At 45.7% G+C, this 10,219-nt stretch carries 11 protein-coding genes; 3 read left to right on the top strand and 8 right to left on the bottom strand.

Annotated elements, in window-relative coordinates; translation table 11 throughout:
* Positions 1–191: 191 nt before the first annotated feature.
* From B0G85_RS06125 to B0G85_RS06115, 3 genes are all read left to right on the top strand, one after another.
* Positions 192–389 (top strand): cysteine-rich CWC family protein, encoded by a 198-nt coding sequence (locus B0G85_RS06125; RefSeq protein ID WP_100379545.1) that lies wholly within the window; start codon positions 192–194, stop codon positions 387–389.
* Between the two features lie 221 nt (positions 390–610).
* The gene (locus B0G85_RS06120) at positions 611–880 is read left to right on the top strand and encodes a prevent-host-death protein (protein ID WP_100379544.1); all 270 of its coding nucleotides are present in this window, start codon (positions 611–613) and stop codon (positions 878–880) included.
* Entirely contained in the window at positions 877–1,152 is a 276-nt protein-coding gene (locus B0G85_RS06115) for a type II toxin-antitoxin system RelE/ParE family toxin (RefSeq protein ID WP_100379543.1), read from the top strand. Before B0G85_RS06120 ends, B0G85_RS06115 begins: the two co-directional genes overlap by 4 nt.
* On the opposite strand, the gene B0G85_RS10430 is transcribed toward B0G85_RS06115, so the two are convergent.
* From B0G85_RS10430 to fmt, 8 genes are all read right to left on the bottom strand, one after another.
* Complete coding sequence (locus tag B0G85_RS10430) at positions 1,149–1,280, bottom strand: hypothetical protein (RefSeq protein WP_255408135.1); 132 nt, start codon at positions 1,278–1,280, stop codon at positions 1,149–1,151. The genes B0G85_RS06115 and B0G85_RS10430 overlap by 4 nt on opposite strands.
* The gene (locus B0G85_RS06110; protein WP_198508734.1) at positions 1,277–1,510 is read right to left on the bottom strand and encodes a type II toxin-antitoxin system RelB/DinJ family antitoxin; all 234 of its coding nucleotides are present in this window, start codon (positions 1,508–1,510) and stop codon (positions 1,277–1,279) included. The genes B0G85_RS10430 and B0G85_RS06110 overlap by 4 nt, the downstream gene beginning before the upstream one ends.
* 527 nt (positions 1,511–2,037) lie before the next feature.
* Positions 2,038–4,236: an OsmC domain/YcaO domain-containing protein gene (locus B0G85_RS06100; RefSeq protein WP_100379540.1), complete on the bottom strand. Its 2,199-nt coding sequence runs from the start codon at positions 4,234–4,236 to the stop codon at positions 2,038–2,040.
* 86 nt (positions 4,237–4,322) lie between these two features.
* On the bottom strand, positions 4,323–5,009 hold the full coding sequence (locus B0G85_RS06095; protein WP_100379539.1) for a response regulator: 687 nt from the start codon (positions 5,007–5,009) through the stop codon (positions 4,323–4,325).
* A gap of 2 nt (positions 5,010–5,011) precedes the next feature.
* The gene (locus B0G85_RS06090) at positions 5,012–7,333 is read right to left on the bottom strand and encodes a sensor histidine kinase (protein WP_100379538.1); all 2,322 of its coding nucleotides are present in this window, start codon (positions 7,331–7,333) and stop codon (positions 5,012–5,014) included.
* Complete coding sequence (locus B0G85_RS06085; RefSeq protein WP_100379537.1) at positions 7,330–7,911, bottom strand: DUF4390 domain-containing protein; 582 nt, start codon at positions 7,909–7,911, stop codon at positions 7,330–7,332. Before B0G85_RS06085 ends, B0G85_RS06090 begins: the two co-directional genes overlap by 4 nt.
* Positions 7,911–9,221: a 16S rRNA (cytosine(967)-C(5))-methyltransferase RsmB gene (gene rsmB, locus B0G85_RS06080; RefSeq protein WP_100379536.1), complete on the bottom strand. Its 1,311-nt coding sequence runs from the start codon at positions 9,219–9,221 to the stop codon at positions 7,911–7,913. The genes B0G85_RS06085 and rsmB overlap by 1 nt, the downstream gene beginning before the upstream one ends.
* Positions 9,214–10,218, bottom strand: coding sequence for a methionyl-tRNA formyltransferase (fmt, locus tag B0G85_RS06075; protein WP_100379584.1), 1,005 nt, complete (start codon positions 10,216–10,218; stop codon positions 9,214–9,216). Before fmt ends, rsmB begins: the two co-directional genes overlap by 8 nt.
* Between the last annotated feature and the right edge of the window lies 1 nt (position 10,219).

Below are 10,219 nucleotides of genomic sequence, written 5' to 3'. Positions count from 1 at the left end.
GGCGCCATAGTTACAACAATGGCTTATCTCCGGTAGTATTTGAAAAGCAGTACCAAGCGAGGTTGGCAAGTGTCTAGGATATTGGTAGCGATTCATTTGAATATAAATTAAACGTCCAACAACTAGACACTTTATCTATTTAAAGTACACGGTTCGCATCCTCTATCAAATTGACCCCGTAGAATCAAGGCATGACTATAGAAAATACTTGGGCTATTTGCCCTGTTTGTGGAAAAAGCAATAGCTGTCAGATTGATCAAGTCAATCGTGGTGGTACTTGCTGGTGCTTTGGCATCTTGGTAGATCAGGAAAAACTTGAATCGATACTTGGGAGTAAACCAAAGGATCAATGCTTGTGTAGCGATTGCTTGAATAAGTTAAGCGTCTAGTTACGAGACGCTTGTAGCTTGTCTTGTTACCTAACAATCTAGTAGGGCAGACAATAACCGATCCTCTATCTAACGAGGCTTGATGGAATCAATACGCAAGTATTGAAGGTGATGGGCAATAGTAACGGGGCTATGAATCAACTAAACCGCCCCTTTCGATTATTGCGTTGATTAACAACATCATGTATAGTGCTATTAATCATACTATTTAGGAGGTTGTGATGGGTGCTGTAGTAGCCAACGATTTAAAGACCAAAGGCATTAAAGCCATTGAAGATGCTTTGCTGGGGCAACTTGAAGCATCTGTATCTGTACGTGGACAAGTCAAGTACGTAGTGATGAGCCAGGAGCAATATCAATACCTGCGCGAATGCGAGCTTGAAGCTGCCCTAGCCGAATCTCGGACAGACTTAGCGGGTGGACGATTTGTTAAGGAATCCGTGGCCCAACACATCAAGCGCCTAAAGCAAATCAATAAAGCTACGCAATGACTTGGCAGTTAATCTTTACCGAACAGTACAACAAGCGTGCCGCTAAGTTCTTAAAGCGTCACCCTGATGTGGAAAGCCAATATGCCAAAACATTAGCGCTTTTAGAGCTTAACCCAAATCACCCCTCACTACGTCTTCATGGATTGACTGGCAGACTAGATGGCCTACAAAGCATCTCCATTAATTTGAAATACCGTGTCACGATTGAAATGATTATTACTGAAAATGAAATCGTATTGATTAATGTAGGTGATCACGATACGGTGTATTAAGCTTTGCGATATCTCTCTTTAGTTTCTTGAATAATTATTTCGCTGGGTTTTAAGCCCTCGATACGAAGTGATCCAATCGCGCCAGACACTATTTTTTTCCGATTAGCTATTTCGGAATTAGTTTTCATTTTAGTAGTTTCAATTTGGCTCGAGTTTTTGGATTTTCAATCTCTTCCATAGCGGTAATAGTTTTGGCATTAGGCATACGAAGGTCAAACGGAATAGTGCCATCAGTAGCTACACGCTTTAAAAATAAACGGATAGCATCTGAGACATTTAACCTCATTGCCTCAATGGCCTCTACTGCATCAGCTTTAACTTTTGCATCAATGCGGCAGCGTACATTTGTGAGAGTCACTCTTAATTTTTTTTCATACATAACGTAATAGTAATTGCAAATTGAAAGAAGTTCAAAATAGTCAAAAAGAATTTTTGAGCTATTTTTTTTAGCACCCTATAGCAGCCGGTCATATCGCCTGATACTAGCCAACTTCTTATCAATGCGGGATATTTGAACGCTGTTGATGCCACTTTGGGTATATCGGAAAGCGCTGCAAGACAATAGATTTAGTGCCGAGCGCGCTGTGGATCTTGCTGTGCTTAGACCCAATGTGCAGAACTGTTTTAGTCCTCTATCCTACGTTTTCAATCTTCTGCTCTACCGACTGAGCTACCAGGCCAAGACAATTATTATAAATGAAACTGCTGAAATGCTTTGAAAATATGACTACCGTAGCTAACTCTTGGGAAATCCCTAGAAATCCTAGCTAACAGGGATGTTTATCCTGCTTACGATATAAGGCATCTTTAGCTTGTGCGGCGGGGGTTGAGTGGCGTGTTACTCATTTTCTGTTTTGCGGACTGCGCCCAATTTGAAACCAAACTCTAAACCCTGGCAAATTTAGCTCGCGCCACATGCAGTTTTTTATAGCTATCAATCAGCCGATGATGTCTATCAAGACCCTCAAGTTTCATGCTGGTGGGAGTTAAGCCATAAAAGCGAATGCTGCCGTCCATTGATCCTATTACCGCGTCCATTCTCTCATCGCCAAACATCCGCCGGAAACTCAGAATGTAATCATCAAGCTGCAAATCTATATCTAGCGCAATCTCAAGAACAGCATTAATGGCCTGATAAAACAATTTTCGCTCTACTGTGTTGTCGTTGTATTGAAGAAAGGCGCCCACTAGCTCATGTGCCTCATCGAATCTGCGTAAGGCCAGATTAATCAGTAGCTTCAGCTCTAAAACAGTTAGCTGGCCCCAGGGCGTATTTTCATCAAACTCAATGCCAATCAATGTAGCGATATCGCCATACTCATCAAGCTCGTTATTTTCTAAGCGCTCAAGCAGGCTACTTAAACTGACATCATCTAAGGAGGATAAATTTAAAATGTCTGCCCGAAATAACAAGGCTTTGTTCGTGTTATCCCAAATAAGGTCTTCTATTGGGTACACCTCAGAATAGCCCGGCACTAAAATCCGACAGGCTGTTGCACCAAGCTGATCATATACAGCCACATAGGCTTCTTTGCCCATAGACTTGAGAATATCAAATAAGGTTGCCGCCTCTTGTGCATTCGACACTTCACCCTGACTAGAAAAGTCCCACTCTACAAATTCATAATCTGGTTTTGAGCTAAAGAAGCGCCAAGAAACAATCCCACTTGAGTCAATAAAGTGCTCAACAAAATTATTTGGCTCGGTCACTGCCTCACTTGAAAAAGTTGGAGGAGGTAAGTCATTGAGGCCTTCCAAGCTACGCCCCTGAAGAAGCTCTGTCAAACTTCGCTCTAACGCCACAGCCAAACTTGGATGCGCGCCAAAGGAAGCAAACACACCACCCGTGCGGGGGTTCATTAAAGTGACGCACATGACCGGGTAAATACCGCCTAACGATGCATCCTTCACCAGCACCGGAAAGCCTTGTTCCTCTAAAGCCCTTACACCAGCCAAAATATCGGGATACTTGGCTAACACTTCGGGCGGAACCTCTGGCAGTGCAATTTCATTCTCAAGAATTTCTCGTTTTACTGCCCGCTCAAAAATCTCCGACAAGCATTGCACCTGTGCTTCTGCTAGGGTATTGCCCGCACTCATACCATTGCTGACATACAAGTTTTCAATCAGGTTTGATGGAAAATAAACTGTCTCACCATCGGACTGGCGTATGTAGGGCAACGAGCAAATGCCTCGCTGCACATTGCCTGAATTAGTATCAATCAGATGGGAGCTGCGCAGATCACCATCAGAATTAAAGATATTAAGACAGTACTCATCTAGAATATCTACCGGCAGGGCATCGTTAGCGCCCGGTTTAAACCAGCGCTCGTTTGGATAATGCACAAATGCTCTGCTGGCGATATCCTCACCCCAGAATGCGCCCGCATAGAAATGGTTATTACTCAGCCGCTCAATATACTCACCCAAAGCAGATGCCAATGCGCTTTCTTTTGTCGAGCCCTTACCGTTGGTAAAGCACATCGGTGAATGGGCATCACGAATATGTAATGACCAAACATGAGGAATAATGTTGCGCCACGAGGCAATCTCAATTTTTATACCCAGGTTTGCCAACACAGAAGACATCTGGGCAATCGTTTCCTCTAAGGGGAGATCTTTACCTGAAATATAAGTGAGGGCCTCGGAGGCTGGTTTCAAGGCCAACAAAGACTGTGCATCGGCATCTAAGTTTTTTACTTCTTCGATGACAAACTCTGGTCCTGCCTGCACTACCTTTTTAACGGTGCAGCGCTCAATTGAACGCAATATGCCTTTACGATCGTTAGCGGATATATCTTGAGGTAGCTCAACTTGGATCTTAAAAATCTGTTGGTAGCGGTTTTCAGGATCAACAATGTTGCTTTGTGAAAGGCGAATATTCTCGGTAGAGATCTTACGAGTATCACAGTAAAGTTTTACAAAATAGGCCGCACATAGAGCAGATGAAGCTAAAAAATAATCGAATGGGCCTGGAGCCGAGCCATCGCCTTTATATCGAATAGGCTGATCTGCAATTACGGTGAAGTCGTCAAACTTTGCCTCAAGACGCTGCTTATCGAGAAAGTTGACCTTAATTTCCATGGGAGTGATCCGATAATGATGTAGACATGATTATCCTCTGGAACGGCCCCACTTAAACTGCATCGATACTTTAAGCAAACTAGGTGTTATTGCTCACCCTTATTGCGAGACGTATCAATACCTAAGGCCTTGAGCTTACGATAGAGATGGGTTCTTTCGAGGCCCGTGTATTCAGAAATCCTGGTCATGCTGCCGCCCATAATGATCATCTGATGCTCAAAATAGGCTTTCTCGAAAAGATCTCTGGCTTCTCTGAGCGGTAAATCAAAATAGGTTTTTGCAATACCGCTGATATATTCGCCGGCTGACGATGCTAGAGGTTGCTCAAGAGTCGATGCTTTTGGGCTACCACTACCTGCGGAAAGGGATGGCTGGGATGCCTTATCTTCTGGTGGCTCGACATATTTAGGTGAACTCTCTAAGGCTTTATTAACCGTCTTGAGTAGCTTTTGTAGTGCAATAGGTTTTTCTAAAAAATTAAGGGCGCCGATACGAGTTGCCTCAACCGCTGTATCGATGGTGGCATGACCAGACATCATCACAACCGGCATCGTAAGTTGCCCTGCCTTAGACCACTCCTTTAATAAGGTAATGCCATCAACATCGGGCATCCAAATGTCCAGCAAAACTAAATCCGGCCGCATTTGCTCACGAATAGTGCGAGCCTGCATTGCGTTCTCTGCAGCGTACACAGTATGGCCCTCATCCGATAGAATTTCATTAAGAAGTTCGCGGATCCCCATCTCATCATCGACCACCAAAATACACGCCATACCTATGCTGCCTCTTTTGCTAGATTCATAAACAAAATGGATACTTGCGCTCCGACCACCACATCTGCCCGCATGCGGTTACGGATTTCAATTTTGGCGCCATGATCATCCACTATTTTTTTCACGACTGCTAACCCTAATCCAGTGCCTTTACTCTTAGTAGTCACATAAGGCTCGAATGCTCTAGCCAGTATCTTAGCTGGAAATCCTGAACCACAATCACTAATGGTCAAGCGTACTGCATTTTGGACTGCGTTATGAGATTCGCCATAAGGAACTAGTTCTGTTTTGACTTCTACTGGCGCATTTTTTTGCCCGCCTTCCAGAGTGGCATCCTGCGCATTTTGTAAAAGGTTGTGAATCACCTGCCTTAGTTGTGTAGCGTCGCCCATAATATTTGGGCAGAGCGGATCGAGCTCAGCCTTTAAAGGGCTGCCCTCATACAAGCCCAAAATCTCCTGGGTGAGGCTATTAATTGAAATCGCTTTTAATTGAGGTGTGGGTGTTTTTGCAAAGTCTCTAAAGTCGTTCACCATTTCTTTCATGGCCTGCACCTGACCAATGATGGTCTCAGTACTACGATTCATCATTTCTTCCTGCTCTGGAGTGAGTTTGCCGGCTAACTTATATTGCAACCTCTCTGCTGAGAGCTGAATAGGAGTCAGCGGATTCTTAATTTCATGAGCCAGGCGCCTAGCCACTTCGCTCCAAGCAATTGAACGTTGTGCACTGACGACGTCTGTAATGTCATCAAATACCACCATCCGCAAATCAGGATTGAGCTCTGTACCGCGGACAAATAAAGTGACGCCCAACTCATTCTCAAACTCATTGGTGCTTTGTAATTGAATCTGTTTTTGCCATACCCGGCCAACTCCTGCCTGGCTTGCCCCAGCTAGATCACTATCGACCCCGACCGCTAGTTTCATTGTGGCGAAGCCCTCTTTGATGGCCTCTTCAAACTCCAGCAGAGCAGGACTATCACTTAATGGACGTCCACTTGCCTTAGTTAGGTCTTTCTTAAAAATGCGATCTGCTCCAGCATTACTTGAAACTACATTAAATTCTTTATCAAAAATACAAACGCCTGCAGTCAAGTTACCCAGCACTGTTTCTAAGAAAGATTTGGATTCTTGTAATAATGTTCTGGTATCCGCCAACTGGCGTGTCATTACATTAAATTGGCGCGTCAGCATGCCCAACTCATCGCCAGTATCTAACTCTGGCTTAGGCGAAAGGTCGCCCTGAGCGACGGCTTGTGTTCCTTTAAGCAGCATTAATAGCGGTCTTGCCAACTGACGACCCAATATCAGGGCCAAAGTAACCGCTACAAACAATGCAAAAAACAAAGTCAATGTCAGCGTGCCCACGAACATTTTTCGCAGGCCGGTCCGCCCCAAAGACTTCTCCTGATAGTCACTATAGGCCGCCTGAACTGCTAAGGTATTTTTTGTAATGCCCTCAGGAACGGTTTTAATTAGCTGCAAGTACCAAAACTCTTTTTGATATTGCGCATTTAAACCGAATCCACGCGCACTAGTAGTGCGCTCTTTCAATAGGGGGATGACTACCCGTAGACGATATTCGGGGGACCCACCATTGAGCTGGGGCTCATCAATAAATGCCGTACCACTAGCACTACTAGAGGCCTGCCTAATGACCTCTGAGCTAGGAGCTCCTGCTGGCTGCTTCACCGTATCTGATACTGCCGTTACGACTACTGCTTGACGACCATTAAAAATCGTAATCTCTTGAATACCAAACTGATCGCGCATTCGTGAAATCAGCAAAGTTAACTCGGCCGGACTAGACGAGTTAGGCATGATTTGAATTTGGTTGGCAATAACCCTGCCTTCTTCTTGCAATTCTTGCAATGAGGTACTTAATGTCGCACGACCCAACTCCAAGCCGGCCTCCAGCGCAGACTCTACCTTAACGTCAAACCAAGTCTCAATACTGCGAGAAACGAATTGTAAGGAAACGCCGTACAAAATTAACCCTGGCACAACACCAACCAAGGCAAAAATCATGGCAAGTTTTGCAATCAGTCGTGCACCAAATCGTCCCTTGTGCCATCGAATTGCGATTACGATCACCAGTGTCACAATCACTAAGGCAAGACAAATGCCGATAGCCATATTGGCCGCATAGAGCCAAATAAAGTAATTATCAAAGAACGCTGTATTGGACGACGCGATCGACAGTAATACCAACAACAATAGTGCAAATGCCCCTATAAGGCTTGCGGCAATCGGTAAGGCGCGCCTCTTCCACGCCTCCTTTTCAGGAGCGCTTAGCCTAAAGAGGGGAATAGCAATTCTCATCGCTTAATGATGTTGGGGCCGTTTGGTAAAAAAGGAACGCGAACCCAATCACTAGAAATATTCCAATCCCGATTATTTAAGGCGTTTACTTGGAAGGGTTTGGGGAGCTTACTCAAATCTAAGGACATTCTGACTGCCGCTATATAAGACTTGCTCGAGTCTATTTGATTGTTATCAATTACCTTCCAACCGCCAATAGTGCCTACGGCCTGCAATGCTTCAAAAATGGTCTTAGCGGAAAAAGTAAAACCCTCCGAGGCAATTCGATATTGTTGTGTGATTGGCTGATAAGAGAGGCGGGTCTGGCGCTGTGCAAGGGCCGGCCTCTCATCAAACCAATACCAACGTGCGCGAGTAAGGTCAAACTCTGTTTGAAAATAAAGCACCACCCCTTTTTGTACCGCATCTTCCAACCCCGGAGTTAGCTCAACCTGAAATGCCGTGTTGAGTAGCCAGTCGTTTTCCACTCGCTCAAGTTCCAGCGCTTTAAGCTTTATTCCTTCTGCGCTTGCTGTGGCCGAGAAAAAGGTCAGCACCAATAAAAGGCAAAAGATAACTTGGTTAATGCGTTGGCTCATTACCCATTTTTCTTAAACAAGGCGTAGTAAAAACCATCGTTGACCTCAGTCGGTAAAATTTGGCCAGGGGCCGGCAATCGTAATGCATCGACAAACTCAGCAGCAAACCAAGTTGCTTGATCTGCCCCCTCCTCCGGAAATACCGAGCAGGTCACATACAATAAAAGACCGCCCGGCTTAAGCATGTTCCAAGCTTGGGTCAAAATCGCACGCTGACGTAACTGTAAAGCATGAATATCTGCCTCACGTCGCAAAAATGGAATATCGGGATGTCTAGCTACGATACCTGATGCAGAACAGGGGGCATCGAGCAGTATTTTGTCAAACAGCACGCCATCCCACCATGCCGTTTTCGAAGCATCTCCACGAACAATCTTAACCGCGTCTGACTGCAAGCGTAAACGATCTAAATTTCCACCAATTTTTCCAAGACGCGTGCCGTCCAACTCTAGGGCAATCATTCCGCATTCGGCCAACTCCAATAGGTGTGCCGTTTTTCCACCAGGCGCAGCACAGGCATCCAAAACACGATCTCCTGGCTTTGGATCAAGCAATATCGCCGCAATCTGCGCGCCCGCATCTTGGACCGAAACGGCACCGGCGTAAAAACCTGGTAAATCAGATACGGGAACAGCTTCCCTTAATAGCAAAGCTGAGCTCAAGGCAATGCCTGCGATTTCAGCAATCGGTTCAGATGCAATCCCCTCTTGCTGTAGTAGATCTTGATATTCCTGACGCGTATGCTGTTGAGCATTGACACGCAAGATCAAGGGGGCTCGCTGAGCCTGCTGTATCAGCATTGCTTGCCATACCTTAGGAAAATTCTTCTTCAGGCTCGCTCGCCACCAAGGAGGAAAGAACATCGGGATTGGATCAGGTGGATAAGCACCCTCATTCTGCGCCTGTATTTTAAGGCTCACTTTACGCAACACCGCATTTACCAAACCCTTGGCATACATCGTTGGCTCATACTCGCTACAGGCCTTTACCGATTGATCAACAATGGTGTGCGCTGGGTACCCCTTGCCGCCAGTACTACCCTGTAGCAATAAGGCAATCGTAACGCTAAGCAAATATTCGACTTCTGGCGGTGGCACTTTCGGAATGTATTCCTTGATGAACTCATGGCTTCTTACCCACTTTCGTAAAGCATCAAAAGTAAGGCTTTGAACAATCGGGCGCTCATGAGCATCTAGCTGATCAAGAACCTCGGTTAGCGATCTTCCAAGCATCACCTCGCCAACAGCTTGTGCAGAAATGGTGATGGCCTCAGATAAGGGGAGGCTATGTAATATTTTTTGATCAGTCAACACTATCTTTCTGAAACTGCATTATTTTTTCTTGCGACCGATAAGGGCTTAGACAAGCGCCTGCGCTCATTCTTTTCCCGCCGGGCTTTTGCATTTCTAAAACCTCAATGACGCCATCGCCACACTGAACAAATACACTACCATCGTTTATCTCCAGTACCTCGCCGGGATTTTTTGTTTGAGAGGCAGCTATTTTGTTTGGCAAACAAGCATTCCAGAACTTCATTGGCTCGTGATCCAGGCTGCTAATTGCCCCTGGAAATGGATTAAAGGCGCGGATACGTCGTTCAATTTCTATAGCGCTGAGCTGCCACTGAATTGCCGCTTCGTTTTTAAGAATTTTATTAGCATAGGTAACGCCCTCAAGCGCCTGGGCGGTGCGCAGTAGCGGCGTGCCTTGTTCAATACTGCTAAGCACCCGCACCATCAGCTCCGAGCCCATGTCCGCCAGACGATCATGTAATGAAGCGCTTGTTTCCTGCGGTGAAATCTTCAGCTCGCCTACCAACACGACATCGCCCGTGTCTAAGCCTGCATCCATTTGCATGATGCTGATACCCGATTTGATATCGCCACGCTCAATTGCACGCTGAATGGGCGCTGCCCCACGCCAACGGGGTAATAGTGAGGCGTGGATATTAAAGCAACCATGCCGATGATTTTGTGACGCAAGATCTAGGATTTCTTGCGGCAGAATCAAGCCATATGCGACCACTACCATTGCGTCAAACTCTAGTCCGGCAAGGTGCTGATATATCTCTTGCGCCTTAGTGCTTTTTTCTACATCAACATGGTCGCGCTTTAATGTAAGGGGTTGCAGCACCGGGATATTTCTTTTCAATGCCTCTGCTTTGGTTGGGCTTGCTTTTAAATGCATCCCCCTGCCTGCTCGTCGATCAGGCTGAGTTAGCACCAGCACAATTTCATGACCTGCCGCTACTATGGCGCGCATCGCATGGGCTGAAAATTCTGGGGTGCCTGCAAAAACAATTTTCATT

The organism is Polynucleobacter brandtiae, from assembly GCF_002797575.1.
In the GTDB taxonomy this organism is placed as follows: domain Bacteria; phylum Pseudomonadota; class Gammaproteobacteria; order Burkholderiales; family Burkholderiaceae; genus Polynucleobacter; species Polynucleobacter brandtiae.
This window is presented reverse-complemented; position numbering and strand designations above follow the sequence as displayed.